This is a genomic window from Phytohabitans aurantiacus (genome assembly GCF_027923225.1).
Lineage (GTDB): Bacteria > Actinomycetota > Actinomycetes > Mycobacteriales > Micromonosporaceae > Phytohabitans > Phytohabitans aurantiacus.
Genome location: NZ_BSDI01000013.1, coordinates 19,063 through 36,423 on the forward strand (window position 1 = coordinate 19,063; position 17,361 = coordinate 36,423).

Here is a 17,361-nt window from a genome sequence, read left to right on the forward strand (position 1 = left end):
AAGTCGCTCTAGCGACTTGAGGGACGCCCTGATCACGAGTTAGAGGGAAAGGGTTTGGGCTACTGCTACCAGGTCGGAGGTGTGGGAGCCGGCCACGCCTACGCCGGGTGGGCGGGGGATGTAGCCGGGGAGAGCCGTCAAACCGTCGCTGCCGTCCATCACGCGGAAGCGCACCGGGGAAGCGGCGGACGGGCGGAGGACCAGGTCCAGCTCGATGCCCTCGGGCGGTGGGGCGTGGAAGACGAGGCCGAAGGACCAGCGTTCGCCCTCCCGGCCTACCGGTGCGGGCTGGCCCGCGATCCGGGCCGATATGACTGTCGCGGTGGCGGCGTCGACGTGCAGCGCGACCATTCGCACCGGGCGCTGGGGGCGCAGCCGGAGCCGGAGAGTCCGTTCGGTGCCCGCTGTCGTCGAGGAGAGTACCTCCAGTGCTGGCGCCGGCAGGGTGGCCGCCGGAGCGGGGCCGGTGCGTAGCGGGTCGGTGCCCAGGGCCGGGAAATCACCGTCCACTGTGGCGCGAGCTGAGACGTAGTGTGAGGTCCAGTCCTGGACGGTTGACTCTTCGCTCAGCCAGCGGGCCTGCCCGGTGCCCGCGTCCAGGGCGTACATCAAGTGTGTCGGGATCGGGTGCGCGGTGTCGAAGCGGTCGGCGCGTAAGCCGGTGCCGGCGAGCACCAGCGCGGCCAGGGTCGCGGCGAGTGGCGGGTACATCGCGCGGCGGCGGGCGCGTGCCGCGTGCATGCCGAGTTGGCCGCCGGCCTCCGGCCACAGTAGATCGAGTATCGGCAGTGCGGCGAGCCCCAGCAGGATGGCGAACAGGGCGGCGGCTCCGCCGGTGGCCATGCCCAGCGCGGGAAACAGCAGGGCGACCGTGGGCACGAGGATCAGGACGGCGACGGTGGAGCCGAGGGTCAGGATCGGGACCGCGAAGCGGGGGAACGCCAGAGCCGCCAACCCGGCCAGGGCACCCGCGAGGCAGGGGAGCGTGGCGAGGTACGCCCCGCCGGGCGTGACCGCCGCCAGTGCGGCGCCTATGACGGCCAGCCAGCCGAGTCCCCCGATCGCCAACGAGCCAGGGCCGAGGCGCCGGCGCAGAAACGCGTACCAGATCATCAGGACCGCGGCGGCGAGCGCGATGACCGCGAGCCTGAACCACAGTGGACGGTATGGGTCGAGCACCGCGGCGTAGCCGGGCCGTACCGCGGTGATGGCGGCCCACAGCAGTTGGGCCGCGGCCGGGCCGGCGGCGACGGGGATGAGCGCGAGGCCGAAGCCGCCCGCGACGCGGGGCCAGGTGGTGAGACCGCGGCGGCGAGCCAGCCAGGCGAGCGCGGCCACCGCGGCGAGGGCGAGTGCGGCGAGCGGCCAGGTCAGCCAGCCCGGGTACCGGATGAGCGCCCCCGGCACCGGAAAGTAGGTGGCGTCGCCACCAGCGTCCAGGGTGGACATGTCGGTGGCGCCGAACTCTCGGGCCAGCCCGAGCGCGTTGTCGCCGTGGTGCTGGAGGCTTGCGCGGTTCATGGCGGCGGGAGTGTCGAGCGGCGTGTGATAGACCGCGCCGCCGTCGATGTAGGCGGAGTTGAGCCCGGTGAAGCCCTTGTCGAGGAACGCGGTGAAGTCGGTGTCGTTGGGCAGCAACCGGTAGACCTCGACGGCGAACGACGTGCCCACCGGGTGTGGGGCCGCCCGGCCGTAGACGCCGACGAGCGCGGCGTTGCGCTCGGACGTCTCGAACATGATCACGGGACCGGTGCTGCCGCGCGCCTCCAGGTTGAGCACCACGCCGCCGCCGGCCGCGAGCGGATGGCTGCCCGCGAAGGCGGCGGCGCCGCACAGGCACGCCTCCTCGGCGTCGGTGAGCACGAACACGATGTCGTTGCGCGGGCGCGGCCCGACGGCCAGCGCCCGGGCCACCTCCAGGATCGTGCCGACGCCGGCGCCATCGTCGTTGCCGCCCGGACCGGTCTGCACGGAGTCGTAGTGCGCGACAAGAAAGAGCCGTCCGGTCGGCGCGGTGCCCGGCAGCAACGCCACGACGTTGCGCACCCGGGCGAACGTGCTGCCGCCCTCTCCGCCGGAGAGTTGCCCGGCCTCCGGTCCGACGGTGTCCTGGACCGACGTGTCGAGGCCCAGGCCGCGCAGTGCGGCGGTGACGTGGTCGCGGACCTGGTCGTTCGCGGCGCTGCCGGCGACGTGGGTGCGCGCGCCGACGGCACTCACATGGGTGAACGCGCGCTCGGCGCTGAAGGCGTCCGCTGGCGCCCCGGCGTCGCGCGGTGCCGGCGGCCGGATATCGAGCAGGGTGACGGCGCCGACCGTTGCCAGCACGAGGATCGCGGCCGCGGCGGAGAGCGCGCGGCGGTGCGGGCGGGCGAGCGCCCGGTCGGCGTTCGGAAGCAGCACGACGGCCATGTCGAACATCATGCTCGGCGGGTGGGTCGCACGCCTCCGGTGCCGTGTCCTAGCGTGTGCGCATGACTCCTGGCTCTCGGGTGTCCGCGACGCAGCCGTATCCACACGGTGGTCGCGGTCCGAGCGGTCGCGTGCCCACAGAGGAACGCTTGCGGGTCCTGCTGGTCGAGGACGACGAAGCGGACGCCTTTCTGGTCGGCGAGCTGCTCGTCGAGGCCGACGCCCGCGTCGACCTGGTGGTAGCGACCAGTCTCAACGAGGCACGCCAGCGGATCGCTGGCGTCGACTGCGTCCTGCTCGACCTCGGGTTGCCCGACGCGCAGGGCCTCGACGGCCTGCGCCAGGTGCTGGCCATGGCGGGGCCGGCGGCGGTGTGCGTGCTGACCGGCCGGCAGGATGAGCACGTCGGCATCGGCGCGGTGGCCGAGGGTGCCCAGGACTACCTGCTCAAGGGTCAGGTCGACGGTGTGTTGCTCGCGCGGGCGCTGCGATACGCCGTCGAGCGGAAGCGCTCCGACGAAAACGCCCGGCGGCTGCGCGAGATCGAGTTGCGCCAGGCCGAGTCGGCACGCCTGGAGCGCGGCCTGCTGCCGCAGCCGCTGATGACCACCGACCAGGTGCGGATGTACCCGTTCTACCGGCCCGGCCGCCACGCCGCTGTGATCGGCGGCGACTTCTACGACGTGGTGCAGACCGGCGAGCGGCTGCACCTCATCGTCGGTGACGTGTGCGGGCACGGCGCCGACGAGGCGGCACTGGGCGTCGAGTTGCGGGTGGCCTGGCGGGCACTGATCCTGGCCGGCGTGGCCGACGAGGCGGTGCTGCCGGCGCTGGAGCAGGTGTTGGTCAGCGAGCGCCGGGCGAGGGAGATCTTCGCCACAGTCGCAACGGTGTGCCTGGAGCTCGCCGAGGGCCGCGCCACGGTCAGGCTGGCCGGTCATCCGCCGCCGCTGCTGCTCTCCGGCGGCAAGGTCGCCCCGGTGCCGGCGCCGCACGGGCTGCTGCTCGGCGTGCAGCCGCGCAAGCCACCGGCGTTCGACCTCGCGTTCGACCGGGACGACTGGTCGCTGCTCATGTATACGGATGGGCTGATCGAGGGTCGGGTCGGGCGCGGCGACGAGCGGCTCGACGTGCCCGGGCTCTGCGAGCTGCTCGGCGAGCCCGAGGCGCGCGAGGTGCCACTGCCGTCCCTGCCGCAGTGGCTGGTCGGGCGGGCCGAGAGCGCCAACGGCGGCCCACTGGCCGACGATGTCGCCATGCTGCTGGTCACGAAGAGCGATGGCCGGTGAAGGAAGGCGGCGGTATCACCATGCTGCTGGTCACGAAGGGTGCTGGTCGTGAAGGGTAATGACCGGTGAAAGAACGGTGGACGCTGCGGCGCCGGGTCACCGTGCTCTGCATCGTGGTCGGCGGGCTGCTGGGCGTGGTCGCGGTGCTGGCGGCCGGCACGGCCGCGGCGACCCGGGGGCAGGTCGACACGCTCGCCGACCGGGCGGGCCCGCTGCGCTCCGACTCGGAGGAGCTCCTCACGAGGCTTGTCGACCAGGAGACGTCGGTGCGCGGCTATGCCGTGTCCGGCGACGTGGCAGACCTGGTGCCCTACAACGACGGGCGGGTTCGCGAAGGCGAGCTGCTCGCTCACATGGCCGAGCTGGCGGCGGGCCACGACGTCCTGCTGGCCCGGCTCCGCGACGTTTCCGCCCGGTCCGCCGAGTGGCGCCAGACGGTGGCCGAGCCGGTGATCGACGCGGTCCGGAGCCAGGGCCCGGCTGCTGGCCAGATCCTGCTGGGCGTCACGGCTCGGGAGAAGTTCGACACGATCCGCAGCGCCGTGGACCTCCTGGAGGTAGAGATCCAGGGGTTTCGGGAGGACGCCTCCAACCAGGCCAAGGAGAGCAGCAACATCCTCGTGCTGCTGTTGATCGCCGCGACAGTGATCGTCGTGGTGGCCGGAGTCGCGCTGATGGTGTCGCTGCGCCGCCTGGTGATCGTGCCGATCACCGACCTCGCGGAGTCGGTGCGGCGCATCGCCGGAGGTGATTACGAACACACCATCAACATGGACGCCGCGCCCGAGCTGGCCCGGCTGGCGCACGACATCGACGGTATGCGCCGCAGGATCGTGGCTGACCTGGGTGAGGTGCGCGAGGCCCGGGAGCGCGTCGAGTGGGTCAACAACCAGCTTCAGTCTCAGGCCGAGGAGCTGCTTCGCTCCAACCGCGACCTGGAGCAGTTCGCGTATGTGGCCTCGCACGACCTGCAGGAGCCGCTGCGGAAGGTGGCCAGCTTCTGCCAGCTGCTGCAACGGCGGTACGCGGGCCAGCTCGACGAGCGGGCTGACCAGTACATCGCGTTCGCGGTGGACGGTGCGCAGCGGATGCAGCGGCTGATCAACGACCTGCTGGCGTTCTCGCGTATCGGGCGGATGACGAGCGGCTTCACCGAGATCGACCTGAACGCGGTCATGTCGGATGTATCCGGGCAGCTCGAATCCGCGCGGCAGTACGCCTCCGGCGAGATCACCTGGGGGGACCTGCCGACCGTAGAGGGCGAGGAGGCGCTGCTCACCACGCTGCTGGCCAACCTCGTGTCGAACTCGCTCAAGTTCCGGCACCCCCAGCGGCCGCCGCGGGTGCACATCTCCGGTCGCCGTGACGGCGACGAGTGGGAGATCACCTGTCAGGACAACGGCATCGGCATCGAGGCGGAGTTCGTCGACAAGATCTTCGTCATCTTCCAGCGGTTGCACGCGAAGGACGCATACCCGGGTACCGGGATAGGGTTGGCCATCGCGAAGAAGATCGTCGAGTATCACGGAGGGCGAATCTGGGTAGACCCAGAGGTGTCGGAGGGCACCGCAATCCGATTTACACTCCCGGTGACCACTTCGCCGGCGCGCTCCGACGCGGACGCCGAGCTAGACGACAAGACCGAGGTGACGACAGCATGAGCGCTCCGACGGGCGAGACATCCCAGATCGAGGTGCTGCTGGTCGAAGACGACCCCGGCGACGTGCTCATGACGCAGGAGGCGTTCGAGGAGCACAAGCTTCGCAACCGGCTCACCGTCGTGTCGGACGGCGTCGAGGCGCTCGCCTACCTCCGGCGCGAAGGCCAGTACGCCGACGCGGTCATGCCCGACCTGATCCTGCTCGACCTCAACCTGCCCCGCAGAGACGGTCGACAGGTGCTCGCCGAGATCAAGGACGACGAGCAGCTCGGCAAGATCCCGGTGGTGGTGCTCACCACATCGCAGGCCGACGAAGACATCCTGCGCAGTTACCAGTTGCACGCCAACGCGTACGTGACGAAACCGGTCGACTTCGACAGGTTCATCGCGGTGGTCCGGCAGATCGACGAGTTCTTCGTCAGCGTGGTGAAGCTGCCCCCGCGTGGCTGACCTGATCGAGTCCGTCGGCGGGCTGCTGCGCGAGGTGGCTGCCACGGTCGTGCTGCCCATGTACCAGCACCTTGCCGAGGACGACGTGGAGGAGAAGGCGCCGGGCGACCTGGTGACCGTCGCCGACCGGCGCGCCGAGGAGCGGATCTCGGCCGGCCTGCTCGACCTGCTGCCCGACTCGGTGGTGGTCGGCGAGGAGGGCGTCGCGGACGACCCCGCTGTGCTGCGCAGGCTCCGCGAGCCAGGGCCGGTGTGGCTGGTCGACCCGATCGACGGCACCGGCAACTTCGCGGGTGGGCGAGGGCCCTTCGCGATGATGGTGGCGCTGCTGCGCGGCGGTGCGCCGGTCGCGGGCTGGATCTACCAGCCGCTGGAGGAGACGCTCGCGGTCGCCGAACTTGGCTCCGGGGCCTACGTCGACGGGGTGCGCGCCACACCGAACGGCGACGTGCTGGCAGCGAGCGGGCTGCGCGGCGCGGCGACGACCCGGTACCTGCCACAGGACCTGCGAACGGCGGTCCGCGACGGCAGTTCCCGGATCTCCGAGCTGCTGCGGCCGCAGCACTGTGCCGGCCGGGAGTACGTCGACATCGTCACCGGGCGCCAGCATTTCGTGATCTTCTGGCGCACCCTGCCGTGGGACCACGCACCGGGTGCGCTGATGGTCGAGGAGATCGGTGGGGTGGTACGCCGGATCGACGGTGCGCCCTACGACCTCGCCGACGACCGCTACGGCCTGCTCGCCTGCGCCAGCGAGGCGGTGTGGGACCAGGTGCGGGCGGTACTGCTCAGCTGACGGCCTCGCTCGCCCACTGCGTGCCCACCACGCTGAGCAGCTTCAACGCCTCCGCCGACGCGCTGCCGGGCGCCGCGCTGTAGATCACGAGGCGCTGGCCGTGACCGGCGATGTCGAGCACCTCGCACTCCAGGGTCAGCTCGCCGATCACCGGGTGCTTGAGGTGCTTGGTCGTGGAGCCCTTCCGCACGCACACCTGGAGCTCCTCCCAGCGCCGGACGAACTCCGGGCTCGCCGCCCGCAGCCGCCGGATCAGATCCTGGATGCCGGCGTCGTCCGGGTACTGTGCCGCGGCGGCGCGCAGCTCGGCCACGCACTCGTAGGCGAACCTGGACGCCTCCGGGTCTGCCAGGGCCATCTCGGAGTGTTCGCCGGCGAAGAGGTTCCAGATCAGGTTGCGCTGGTGCGGCGGCGGCTCGCCCATCAGCGCGGCGGCCATCGGGTTCCAGGCCAGCAGCTCGTACTTGGCGTCGATGACGTACGCCGGGGTGTCGTCGAGCCGGTCGAGCAGGTGCAGGACGCCGGCCGGTACGTCGCGGCTGGGGCCGGTCGGCGGGGCGGGCACCTCGCCGACCAGGTGATACAGGTGAGCCCGCTCGGCGTCGAAGAGCCGCAGCGCGCGGGCCAGCGCGGAAAGCACCTGCCGGGAGGGGCGGGGCCCGCGTCCCTGCTCCATCCGCGCGTAGTAGTCGACCGAGATGCCCGCGAGGCGGGCCACCTCTTCGCGGCGCAGGCCGGGCGTGCGGCGCCGGGTACCGGTGGGCAGTCCCACGTCGGCGGGGGTTACCCGGGCACGGCGACTGCGCAGGAACTCGGCGAGCTGGCGGCGGTCCATGCGGCAATCCTCCGCCGCGGGCGGCGGCGTAACCAGGGACCGGGAGTCCGTGGTTAAGCCGGTCTCTCCTCAACGGGCCGGATCCGCCGCACGGTGTGTCCATGAGCGAAACGAAGGTCGCCCTCGTGACGGGTGCCAACAAGGGAATCGGGTACGAGATCGCGCGCGGACTGGCTGCCGCGGGCGTGACCGTGCTGGTGGGTGCGCGGGACGCGGCCCGCGGGGCGGAGGCCGCGGGAAAGCTGGCCGCCGAGGGATACACGGCGGTGCCGGTGGAGCTGGACGTGACCGACCCGCTGTCGGTGTCGGCCGTCGCGGCGCGCGTCGAGCGGGAGTACGGCCGGCTGGACGTACTGGTCAACAACGCCGGCATCCTCGTCGAGCGCGGCCAGCGGCCCAGCGAGATGCCGGTGGAGGCGCTCGCGCGCACGTTCGCCACCAACGTGTACGCGATCGTGGCGCTGACCAACGCGCTGCTCCCGCTGATCCGGCGATCAGCGGCCGGCCGGATCGTCAACATGTCGAGCGGGCTGGGCTCGCTCGCGGCCACCAGCGATCCCAGCGGTCCCTACGCGGCGTACCCGTTGCTCGCGTACAACGCGTCGAAGAGCGCCGTGAACTCGGTCACGGTGTCGTACGCGAACGAGCTGCGGGACACCGGCATCAAGGTGAACGCGGCCGACCCCGGGTACTGCGCCACCGACATGAACGGGCACGCCGGCCCGCGTACCCCGGCGCAGGGGGCGATCGCCGCCGTGCGGCTCGCCACGCTGCCGGACGACGGCCCCACCGCCGGCTTCTTCAGCGAGGACGGCGCCGAGCCTTGGTGAGTGATCAGGGCGTCCCTATCGCCCTAACGACTTCAGGGACGCCCTGATCACGAAGGATAAGGTGGGCCGCGTGGCGGGCTTTCTTGACGAGCTGTTCTCGCTGGACGGTCGGGTCGCCCTGGTGACCGGCGGCAGCTCGGGGATCGGGCGGACCATCGCGGAGGCGTTGGGCCGAGCCGGTGCCCGGGTCGTGCTGGTCGCGCGGCGGCCCGAGCCGCTCGACGCGGCGGTCGCCGAACTGGCCGGGCACGGCGTCGAGGCCACCGCGGTGCCCGCCGACCTCGCCGACCGCGCGGCGCTGAAGGCCGCGGTGGAGCGGGTCGCCGAGGTGTACGGCGAGCCGGACATCCTGGTCAACTCGGCCGGGATCAACCTGCGCCCGCCGATGTCCGACCTGACCGAGAGCGACTGGGACGCGACGATCGCCGCCAACCTGGACGCGCCGTTCCTGCTCGGACAGCGGTTCGGTCCGGCGATGGCCGCCCGGGGCTGGGGCCGGATCATCAACATCGTGTCGCAGCAGGCCGTGCGGGCGTACGGCAACAGCGGGGCGTACGGCGCGGCCAAGGCGGGGCTCGCCGGCCTCACCCGATCGCAGGCGGAGGCGTGGTCGCGGCACGGGGTGACCAGCAACGCGATCGCCCCTGGTGTCGTGCCGACGCCACTGACCAGGGAGTTCTTCTCCGACGCCCAGCGGGTGGCCACCGCGGCGGCCCGCAGCATGGTCGGGCGCAACGGCGAGGTCGGCGACTTCGCGGGCGTGGCCGTGTTTCTGGCGAGCACGTCCAGCGCCTACGTCACCGGACAGACAATCTTCGTCGACGGCGGGTTCTCCGTGACCTGACCGTTCGGATCTGGTAGTGCAGCGCGGCCTTAATTCTGAGGCTGGAGGGACTTGTGGGGCCGGTGTGTCCGGTACTCTGACGCACCGTGCTTCGTCCTCTAGCTGTGGCGCTGGTCGTCGTCGCGTCGGTCGCCTTCGGTGGCCAGGCGCTCGCGGCGCCCAACACCGACGATGAGGGTGGCACCAAGACGCTGCGCGCCGCTCTCGAAGCCGCCGCCAAAGGCCACGTCGAGGCCCAGACCAAGCTCGACAACTCCAAGAAGCGCCAGCTCGAGCTGAGTGTCGAGCTGACGCGCGTGGAGAACCGGCTGGCCGAGGTCAGCGTCGAGGTGAGCGCGATCGCGGCCCAGTCCTACCGGGTCGGCCGGCTCACACCCATCTCCATGCTGCTCAACAGCGCCTCGCCCGAGGATTTCCTGGAGCGCGCGGCCGGGCTGGAGCTGCTCGCCCAGCGTGACGGTGTGCAGATGCGCGAGCTCAGCGAGGCCCGTGAGTCGGTGACCCGCACCAAGGCGGCCATCGACAACGAGGTGCGTGAGCAGGAGAAGCAGGTCGCCATCATGGCGAAGAAGAAGAAAGACGCCGAGCGGGCGCTCGGCGCCTCGGGCGGCACGGCCACCGGCGGCTTCATCAACGCCAACTCGCCGCTGGCCAAGCCAGCGCCGAAGAACTCGGACGGCTCGTGGCCCAAAGAGTCGTGCACCGTCGACGACCCGACCACCAGCGGCTGCATCACCCCACGCACCCTGCACGCGATGAACCAGGCCCGGGCCAACGGCTTCACGCGGTACCGGTCCTGCTACCGCGGCAGCGGCGGCGGCGAGCACCCCAAGGGCAAGGCGTGCGACTTCGCGGCCGCCCCGAACGGGTTCGAGAACGTCAACGCCACCGGCGGCGACAAGGCGTACGGCGACCGGCTGGCCGCCTTCTACGTCAAGAACGCGAGCCGGCTCGGCGTCATGTACGTGATCTGGTACCGGCAGATCTGGATGCCCGGCAACGGCTGGCGGGCCTACAGCGGCAGCGGCGGCCCGGCGGCCACCCACACCAACCACGTGCACCTGTCGATGCTCTAGAACGGGCCCTGATTAGGCTTCACGGGTGGAGCCCCTGCCTTCCAAGCTCGCCGCGACGCTTGTCTTCCTCGCAAGCGGCGCCGTGCTCGTTCTCGAAACCGTCGCGTTGCGCCTCGTCGGGCCGTACATCGGGGTGACCCTTCAGGTCACCAGCTCGGTGATCGGCATGGCGCTGGGCGCGATCGCGTACGGCGCCTGGCTCGGCGGGTTCCTCGCTGACCGGTACGACCCGCGCAAGCTGCTCGCCCCCGCGCTGGTGCTCGCCGCCATCGCCACCGCCGTGACGCTGCCGATCGTCCGGTACGCCGGCGAGGTACTGCGCGGCGAGGCTGCCGGCGGCATCCTGCTGCTCACCGCCCTGGCCGTATTTGTGCCGGCGGGGCTGCTCTCGGCGGTCACCCCGCTGGTGGTCAAGCTGCAGCTCGGCGACCTGGCCCGCACCGGCCGGGTCGTGGGCCGGCTGTCGAGCATCGGCACGCTGGGCGGCATCACGGCGACCCTGGCGACCGGGTTCGTGCTGGTCGCCGCGCTCTCCACGAGCACGATCATCGTGAGCCTGGCGGCGGCGCTGGGCCTGACCGGGATCGGCCTCTGGCTGTACCTGCGCCGTCGCGCGCCGATTCCGGTCACCCGTACCGGTGCCGCGCTCGCCGCCCTGGGAGTGGTGGGCGCCGGACTGTCCACAGTGGCGCCCAACCCGTGCGACATCGAGACCGCGTACCACTGCGCGACGGTCACCACCGACCCCGCCCGGGACACTGGTCGCACGCTGATCCTCAACTCGGCCAACCACTCGTACGTCGACCTCGCCGACCCGCGGCACCTGGAGTTCGAGTACACCCAGTGGTTCGGGGCGGTGGCCGACGTGATGGCGCCGGCGGGCCAGCGGCTGGACGCGTTGCACCTTGGCGGTGGCGGGTTCACGATGCCGCGGTACCTGACCGCCACCCGGCCCGGCACCGACAACGACGTGTACGAGATCGACGGCGGCCTGGTCGACCTGGCCCGCCGCGAACTGGGCCTGCGCACCGGTCGCGACCTCACAGCCGTGGTCGGCGACGCCCGGGTACTTGTCACCAACCGGCCCAAGGACAGCGCGGACCTGGTGGTCGGTGACGCCTTCGGGCACCTTGTGGTGCCGTGGCACCTAGCCACCCGCGAGATGGTCGTCGAGATCCAGCGCGTCCTTCGCCCGCAGGGCATCTATACCCAGAACGTGATCGACTATCCGCCGCTGCGCTTCATCCGCGCCGAGATCGCCACCGTGGCGGACGTGTTTGCGCACGTTCTGCTGATCGGGGAACCGGCCGCGCTGGCCGGCGAAACGGGTGCGAACTTCGTGATCGTCGCATCCGACGCGCCGCTGCCGCTGGAGGAACTGCGCGCTCGGGTGGGCCCCGGCGTCACCGTGCTCGAAGGCGACGAACTGGCCGACCTCGTCGGCAACCCGCACGTACTAACCGACGAGTTCGCGCCGGTCGATCAGCTCCTGGCCCGCTAAAGCCCTGCGAGAGGCGGGTGTAAGGGGCGCCGCGGGTGGGCATCGGAAGGTAATGACACTCCTTGGCGGCAGGTACCGCCTGGTGGAGCGGCTGGGCACAGGCGGCATGTCGATCGTGTGGCGCGGGTTCGATGAGGTGCTCGGGCGCCAGGTGGCGGTCAAGGTGCTCGACGGCACGCTGGCGTCGGACCCCGCGTTCCGCCGGCGGATCCGGATCGAGGCGAGAGCGGCCGCACGGCTCTGCCACCCGCACATCACCAACGTGTACGACTACGGCCAGTCGGACGGCACGCCGTTCGTCGTCATGGAACTCGTCGACGGCGAACCGCTCGCCGATGTGCTCGCCCGCGACGGCATGCTGCCCTGGCAGGACGCGGTGACGATCTGCGGCGAGGTGGCGTCCGCGCTGGTGGCGGCGCACCGGCACGGCATCGTGCACCGCGACGTGAAGCCGGCCAACGTGATGCTCACCGACGCCGGGGCGAAAGTGGTCGACTTCGGGCTGTCCGCGCTCATCGGCGAGAGCGACGTCGGGCCGGACGGGAACCTGCTCGGCACGCCCGCCTATCTCGCGCCGGAACGGCTCGACGGCGGCGCGGTCTCGCCCGCCGCCGACGTGTACGGCCTCGGCCTGCTCCTCTACCGGACCCTGAGCGGTCAGCGCCCGTGGCACGTGGCATCGATGACCGACATGCTGCGCGCGCACCGGTACGCCGAGCCGATCCCGCTGCCGCCGGTCGACGGGCTACCCGAAGAGGTGGCCGAGTTGTGCGAGCGCTGCCTCGCCAAGGACCCCCACGAGCGGCCCACGAGCGTCGAGGTGGCCGAGGCGCTGGGTGCCGACACGGTCCGGCCCCGCCTCGACGACACGGCGGTCCTGCCCCTGCCGCCGGCCCCCGTACCGGCCGAAGGGGTCGGGTTTCGCAGGCGCGCCCAGGCCGCGCTCGTCGGCGTGGTGCTGATGGCGGCGACCGGCCTGCTCTGGGCGAACGCCGCGCATTCTCCGGGCGGCGGCACGGCCGGCAGCGGTGCGGCAGCGGCGGCGACTCCCACGACTCCCAGCGCGGCTGCCAGCGTTTCCGCCGGCCCAGCGCCGGCCGGGGCGGTCGCTTGCCGGGTCCGCTACGCCGTGCGGCAGGACTCCGGCAGCACCTTCCGGGCCGACGTGACCGTCACGAACGCGGGGCCCAAGCCGGTGGCGGGCTGGCGGTTGACCTTCGCCTTCCCGGGCGACCAGGAGGTCACCGAGTCGGCACGGGTCGCGCAGGCCGGCCAGCGGGTATCGGCGCGCGGCGACGCTATTCCCGCGGGCGGGTCGACGACGCTGGCGCTCGCTGGCCGGTACGGCGAGGCAAATCCGGCGCCGGTCGGTTTCGCGCTCGACGGCATGACGTGCGAGATGTCCGTCGCCGACCTGAGCGCGCCGCCGCCCACGACGGCGTCCGCCGTGGGCGAGCCGGACAACGCCGGCAAGGGCGGTGACAACAAGGGCAAGGGCAAGAAGGGCAAGGGCTGAGCGCTACGTGGCGGCCGCGAATCGCTGGACCTGCTCGGTGGTACCGGCCACGATCAGCAGACTGCCCGACGGTACGACGGTCTCTGGACGGGCGTAGGTGAAGTCGGCGCCGCGTTCCTTGACCCCGACGACCGTCACGCCGAACTTGCTGCGCAGCGCCGCCTCGGCGAGCGTCCGGCCGACCGCGTCGGCCGGTGGCCGGGTCTTCGCGATCGCGAAACCGTCGTCGAACTCGATGAAGTCGAGCATCCGGCTGGTGATGAGATGGGCGACGCGGTCACCCATCGCCGCCTCCGGGTAGATCACGTGCTGCGCGCCCACCGACTTCAGGATGCGGCCGTGCTTCTCGGAGATCGCCTTCGCCCAGATCTCCCGTACCCCGATCTCGGTGAGCGCCAGCACGGTGAGCAGGCTCGCCTCGATGTCGGTGCCGATGCCGACCACGACGCGGGGAAACTCGGCCAGTCCCACCTGCCGTAGAGCCGCCTCGTCGGTGCTGTCGGCCTGCACCACGTGGGTCAGGTCTTCCGACCACTGCTGCACGATCTTGGGGTTTTCGTCGACGCCCAGCACCTCGTGCCCCAGCCGCACGAGCGACTTGGCCACCGTGCCGCCGAACCTGCCCAGACCGATCACGGCGACGTTTTCGTCCGCTGTCGGTGCCTTCGCGTTGTTAGCCAACGATGGGTCTCTCCTCTGGGTATCGGTACAGCCGGCGCCGGGTCTTCAGAGCCAGCGCCGAGGCGACGGCGATGGTGCCCACGCGGCCAACGAACATCAGGACGGCCAGGACGATCTGCCCGGCCTCGTTGAGGGTCGCCGTCAGGCCCGTGGACAGGCCGGACGTGCTGAAGGCGGACATCGCCTCGAAGAGCACCCGGTCGAACGGTACCCCCGACGTGAGCCCGAGAAGGATCAGCGTGCCACCCGCGACCACCGCCACGCCGAGCAGCGCCACCGAGGTCGCCTGGCGCTGGGTCGATTCGGCGATCCTCCGGCGGCCGACGACCACGTCGGGCTCGCCGCGTGCCTCGCTCCAGATCACGTACGCGAGCAGGAAGAACGTCGTCACCTTGATGCCGCCGGCGGTACTCGCGCTGCCCCCGCCGATGAACATCAGCCCCGTCGTCACCGCCAGCGTGTCGGTGTCCATGGCCGAGAAGTCCACAGTGTTGTATCCGCCCGAGCGCGGGATGGTGCCCTGCACGAACGATGCCAGGATCTTCTCGGTCACCCCGAGCGGGCCGAGGGTGCCCGGGTTGCTCCATTCGAAGCCGAGGACCGTCGCGAACCCCACGGCGAGCAGGATCAGCGAGCCCCACACGGTGAGCCGGGTGTGCGTCGACCAGTGAACCGGGCGGCGTAGCTCGCGGGTCACCTCGACGAGTACCGGCACGCCGAGCCCGCCGACGATCACGGCGAGCGTGAGCGGTACGCAGATCCACCAGTCGGCGACGAAGCTCAGCATCCCGTCGCCGCGCAGCGCGAACCCAGCGTTGTTGAACGCTTGTATGGAGGTGAAGGCGCCCTCCCACAGCGCCGCGCCGAACGGTTCGTCGTAGGCGGTCCACAACCGCACCGTCACGATCAGCATGGTGACGAACTCGGTAGCGAACATGATCACGGCGGCCCGCATCAGTACGCCGCGGACCTCGCCGAGCGCGATGCCGGGGCTGGTCTCGACCTGCGCCATCAACCGGCTGCGCAGCCCCAGCCGGCGCGACACGAGCATGCCCAGCAGGGTCGCCATCGTCATGATCCCGTACCCGCCGAGCTGGGTCAGCACGGCGAGCATGGCGTGGCCGAAGCCCGACCAGTACGTGGCGGTGTCGACCGTGGCGAGGCCGGCCGTGCAAATGGCGGAGGTCGCCGTGAACAGGGCGGTGATCAGCGGCGCGTGCCCGTCGCCGGCCCGGGACACCGGCAACATCAGCACGACGGTGCCGACCGCGATCGCACAGACGAACGCGAACGGGACTATCCGGGCGGGGTGTTGCAGGGTCCTGCGCATCCCGCCTGTCTTACCACGGGTGATCAAACCGCAGTTCACCCGGTGGACAGGTGGCGGTCGCCCGGGACGGTTTGACTCCGTCCGAGCGTCCACATCGCGAGGAGAAAATCGTGAAACCCACCATTCCCGTACTCGGCCTTGCCGGCGCGCTGCTGGCGGCTCTGGTCGCCGTCCCGTCCAGCGCAACCGCGCATCGGGAGGAGGAGCCCATCGTCATCGGCCACCGGGGCGCGAGCGGATACCGGCCCGAGCACACCCTGGAGGCGTACCGGCTGGCGATCGCACAGGGCGCCGACTACATCGAGCCGGACCTTGTCTCCACGAAGGACGGCGTGCTTGTCGCGCGGCACGAGAACGAGATCTCCGGCACCACCGACGTGTCGGCGCGCCCCGAGTTCACGGCGCGCAGGACCACCAAGACCATCGACGGTACGGCCGTCACCGGGTGGTTCACAGAGGACTTCACGCTGGCCGAGCTGAAGACGTTGCGCGCCAAGGAGCGGCTGCCCCAGGTGCGCCCGACGAACACCGTGTTCGACGGGCGGTACGAGGTGCCGACGCTGCAAGAGGTGATCGACCTCGCGAAGTCGGAGAGCCGGCGGCTCGGCCGGACGATCGGCGTCTACCCGGAGACCAAGCACCCCACGTACTTCCAGAACATCGGGCTGGCGCTGGAGGAGCCGCTGGTGCGGGTGCTGCGCCGCAACGGGCTGACCAAGAAGAAGGACGCGGTGATCATCCAGTCCTTCGAGACCGCCAACCTGCGCAAGCTCAACAGGCTCACCGACGTCAAGCTGGCCCAGTTGATGGACGCCAGCGGTCGGCCGTACGACTTCGCGGTGGCCGGTGACACGCGCACGTACGCCGATCTCGCCAAGCCTGACGGTCTCAAGTGGATCGCCACGTACGCCGACGGCGTGGGCGTCAACAAGAACCTGATCGCGCCCGGCGGCGTGCCGACGACGCTGGTACGGGACGCGCACCGGGCCGACCTGATCGTGCACGCGTGGACGTTCCGCGCGGAGAACCAGTTCATGGCGGCGCCGTTCCGGATCGGCATGGATCCGAACGCCCGCGGTGACATCACGGCGGAGTACGCGCTCTTCTTCGGTCTGGGACTGGACGGAGTCTTCGCCGACCACCCCGACACCGCGGTAGCCGCCCGAGCCGGCCGCTAACCGCCTGCGGACGTCACGGCCACCGTCGGTCCGTCCAGGTCCGTGGGGTCCGCGGGAGTCCGGCGGCGGTACCACCAGCCGAGCGTCCCCACCGCGAGGACCGCGGCCGCTGCCAGGGCCAGCCCGGCGCCGATCAGCGGCGCGGATGGGCCGCCGGCGAGTCGGTCACTCTGGCTCAGTGCCGGCGGCTCGGTCGCCGCTGGTTCGTCGCCGCCCGCCGGGCCCGGGGATTCCTCGTAGGCGGGCGCCTCGGTTGTGGGGGGAGCCTCTGGAGTGGACGGTGCCTCCGTGGGCTCGGAAGGCATTGGCTCAGAAGGCGTCGGCTCGGGCTCCTCCTCCAGTGGCGGTTCCTCTTCCTCCGCCGGCGGTTCCTCTTCCTCTTCGTCCGGCGGGGGTAGGGCCACGGCGCCCGCCACCACGACCGTCTCCGTCGCGTTGCCGAGCGGCTTGCCCGCGGGCGAACTGACGGCGACGTCGAGCCGGGCCTCGCCGGTCGGTGCCTCGTCGGCGAACGTGATCCGGTACCGGGCGGCGGCCGTGGCGTCGCCACAGATGAGGGTCGCGTCGGCGAGCGGGTCGAGCGCGGTGACCGTGCCGTTGGCGGCGGTCTCGACGAGCACCAGCGGCACGCCGGCGGTCACCCGCTCCACGCGTACGTGCCGGGCCCGGAGGCCGTCCAGGGCGACGGAGACCGTGCGGCGGGTCGGGGTGCAGCCCTTGCCGTTGCGGGCCACCTCGATGTCGAGAGTCACGGGCGTTCCAGCACTGGAAACGCCGGGCGCGTCGGCCGCCACCTCGCAGCACCTGTCCTTGCTCGCGGCCAGCGTCGGCACTGTCAGCGCCAACCCGGTCAAGCCAGCGGCCACCGCGCCGACGCGCGCGAAACTCCGCAGTCCCGACATGTCACCCCCACCTGTGTGGACCCAAACCTATGCGGACGCGCGCTGTCCGTTAAGGCCGCTT

15 protein-coding genes are annotated in these 17,361 nt (G+C 71.3%); 10 read left to right on the forward strand and 5 right to left on the reverse strand.

Translation table 11 applies throughout. The features are described 5' to 3' along the window. Positions 1–39: 39 nt before the first annotated feature. Positions 40–2,412 (reverse strand): M28 family peptidase, encoded by a 2,373-nt coding sequence (locus QMG73_RS15500; protein ID WP_281896041.1) that lies wholly within the window; start codon positions 2,410–2,412, stop codon positions 40–42. Positions 2,413–2,474: 62 nt separating this feature from the next. Here QMG73_RS15500 and QMG73_RS15505 point away from each other — a divergent pair, with 62 nt between their 5' ends. From QMG73_RS15505 to QMG73_RS15520, 4 genes are all read left to right on the forward strand, one after another. Next, a complete protein-coding gene (locus tag QMG73_RS15505; RefSeq protein ID WP_281896044.1) occupies positions 2,475–3,701 on the forward strand; it encodes a PP2C family protein-serine/threonine phosphatase in 1,227 nt (408 codons plus the stop codon). A gap of 65 nt (positions 3,702–3,766) precedes the next feature. Further along, on the forward strand, positions 3,767–5,362 hold the full coding sequence (locus QMG73_RS15510) for a sensor histidine kinase (RefSeq protein ID WP_281896047.1): 1,596 nt from the start codon (positions 3,767–3,769) through the stop codon (positions 5,360–5,362). Further along, positions 5,359–5,811 carry a response regulator gene (locus QMG73_RS15515; RefSeq protein ID WP_281896050.1) on the forward strand — a complete coding sequence of 151 codons (453 nt, stop codon included), beginning with the start codon at positions 5,359–5,361 and terminating at the stop codon, positions 5,809–5,811. Before QMG73_RS15510 ends, QMG73_RS15515 begins: the two co-directional genes overlap by 4 nt. Then, positions 5,804–6,607 (forward strand): inositol monophosphatase family protein, encoded by an 804-nt coding sequence (locus QMG73_RS15520; protein ID WP_281896051.1) that lies wholly within the window; start codon positions 5,804–5,806, stop codon positions 6,605–6,607. Before QMG73_RS15515 ends, QMG73_RS15520 begins: the two co-directional genes overlap by 8 nt. Here the strand turns inward: QMG73_RS15520 and QMG73_RS15525 are convergent. Continuing rightward, a complete protein-coding gene (locus QMG73_RS15525; protein ID WP_281896052.1) occupies positions 6,600–7,442 on the reverse strand; it encodes a helix-turn-helix transcriptional regulator in 843 nt (280 codons plus the stop codon). The two genes, QMG73_RS15520 and QMG73_RS15525, sit on opposite strands and share 8 nt — an antisense overlap. A 101-nt stretch (positions 7,443–7,543) precedes the next feature. Here QMG73_RS15525 and QMG73_RS15530 point away from each other — a divergent pair, with 101 nt between their 5' ends. The 5 genes from QMG73_RS15530 (at position 7,544) to QMG73_RS15550 (ending at position 13,209) form a co-directional block, all read left to right on the forward strand. Then, positions 7,544–8,272 (forward strand): SDR family oxidoreductase, encoded by a 729-nt coding sequence (locus tag QMG73_RS15530; protein ID WP_281896053.1) that lies wholly within the window; start codon positions 7,544–7,546, stop codon positions 8,270–8,272. A gap of 70 nt (positions 8,273–8,342) precedes the next feature. Continuing rightward, positions 8,343–9,116 (forward strand): SDR family NAD(P)-dependent oxidoreductase, encoded by a 774-nt coding sequence (locus QMG73_RS15535; RefSeq protein ID WP_281896054.1) that lies wholly within the window; start codon positions 8,343–8,345, stop codon positions 9,114–9,116. An 86-nt stretch (positions 9,117–9,202) separates the two neighbouring features. Continuing rightward, complete coding sequence (locus QMG73_RS15540) at positions 9,203–10,192, forward strand: coiled-coil domain-containing protein (protein WP_281896056.1); 990 nt, start codon at positions 9,203–9,205, stop codon at positions 10,190–10,192. Positions 10,193–10,217: 25 nt separating this feature from the next. Further along, positions 10,218–11,693, forward strand: coding sequence for a fused MFS/spermidine synthase (locus QMG73_RS15545; RefSeq protein WP_281896059.1), 1,476 nt, complete (start codon positions 10,218–10,220; stop codon positions 11,691–11,693). A gap of 52 nt (positions 11,694–11,745) precedes the next feature. Continuing rightward, positions 11,746–13,209 (forward strand): serine/threonine-protein kinase, encoded by a 1,464-nt coding sequence (locus QMG73_RS15550; RefSeq protein WP_281896061.1) that lies wholly within the window; start codon positions 11,746–11,748, stop codon positions 13,207–13,209. A 3-nt stretch (positions 13,210–13,212) separates the two neighbouring features. Here QMG73_RS15550 and QMG73_RS15555 read toward each other — a convergent pair whose 3' ends face one another. Continuing rightward, positions 13,213–13,890, reverse strand: coding sequence for a potassium channel family protein (locus QMG73_RS15555; protein ID WP_281896063.1), 678 nt, complete (start codon positions 13,888–13,890; stop codon positions 13,213–13,215). Beyond that, positions 13,883–15,220 carry a TrkH family potassium uptake protein gene (locus tag QMG73_RS15560; RefSeq protein ID WP_281896065.1) on the reverse strand — a complete coding sequence of 446 codons (1,338 nt, stop codon included), beginning with the start codon at positions 15,218–15,220 and terminating at the stop codon, positions 13,883–13,885. Before QMG73_RS15560 ends, QMG73_RS15555 begins: the two co-directional genes overlap by 8 nt. 107 nt (positions 15,221–15,327) lie before the next feature. On the opposite strand from QMG73_RS15560, the gene QMG73_RS15565 reads away from it, so the two are divergent. Then, complete coding sequence (locus QMG73_RS15565; RefSeq protein ID WP_407676813.1) at positions 15,328–16,398, forward strand: glycerophosphodiester phosphodiesterase; 1,071 nt, start codon at positions 15,328–15,330, stop codon at positions 16,396–16,398. On the opposite strand, the gene QMG73_RS15570 is transcribed toward QMG73_RS15565, so the two are convergent. Then, complete coding sequence (locus tag QMG73_RS15570) at positions 16,395–17,300, reverse strand: hypothetical protein (RefSeq protein ID WP_281896071.1); 906 nt, start codon at positions 17,298–17,300, stop codon at positions 16,395–16,397. The genes QMG73_RS15565 and QMG73_RS15570 overlap by 4 nt on opposite strands. Positions 17,301–17,361 lie beyond the last annotated feature (61 nt).

Excerpts from the sequence above, each read along its gene's own strand:
- QMG73_RS15525 (WP_281896052.1), bottom strand. The coding sequence starts at position 7,442 with ATGGACCGCCGCCAGCTCGCCGAGTTCCTGCGCAGTCGCCGTGCCCGG.
- QMG73_RS15500 (WP_281896041.1), bottom strand. The coding sequence starts at position 2,412 with ATGGCCGTCGTGCTGCTTCCGAACGCCGACCGGGCGCTCGCCCGCCCG.
- QMG73_RS15560 (WP_281896065.1), bottom strand. The coding sequence starts at position 15,220 with ATGCGCAGGACCCTGCAACACCCCGCCCGGATAGTCCCGTTCGCGTTC.
- QMG73_RS15570 (WP_281896071.1), bottom strand. The coding sequence starts at position 17,300 with ATGTCGGGACTGCGGAGTTTCGCGCGCGTCGGCGCGGTGGCCGCTGGC.
- QMG73_RS15515 (WP_281896050.1), top strand. The coding sequence starts at position 5,359 with ATGAGCGCTCCGACGGGCGAGACATCCCAGATCGAGGTGCTGCTGGTC.
- QMG73_RS15530 (WP_281896053.1), top strand. The coding sequence starts at position 7,544 with ATGAGCGAAACGAAGGTCGCCCTCGTGACGGGTGCCAACAAGGGAATC.
- QMG73_RS15550 (WP_281896061.1), top strand. The coding sequence starts at position 11,746 with ATGACACTCCTTGGCGGCAGGTACCGCCTGGTGGAGCGGCTGGGCACA.
- QMG73_RS15505 (WP_281896044.1), top strand. The coding sequence starts at position 2,475 with ATGACTCCTGGCTCTCGGGTGTCCGCGACGCAGCCGTATCCACACGGT.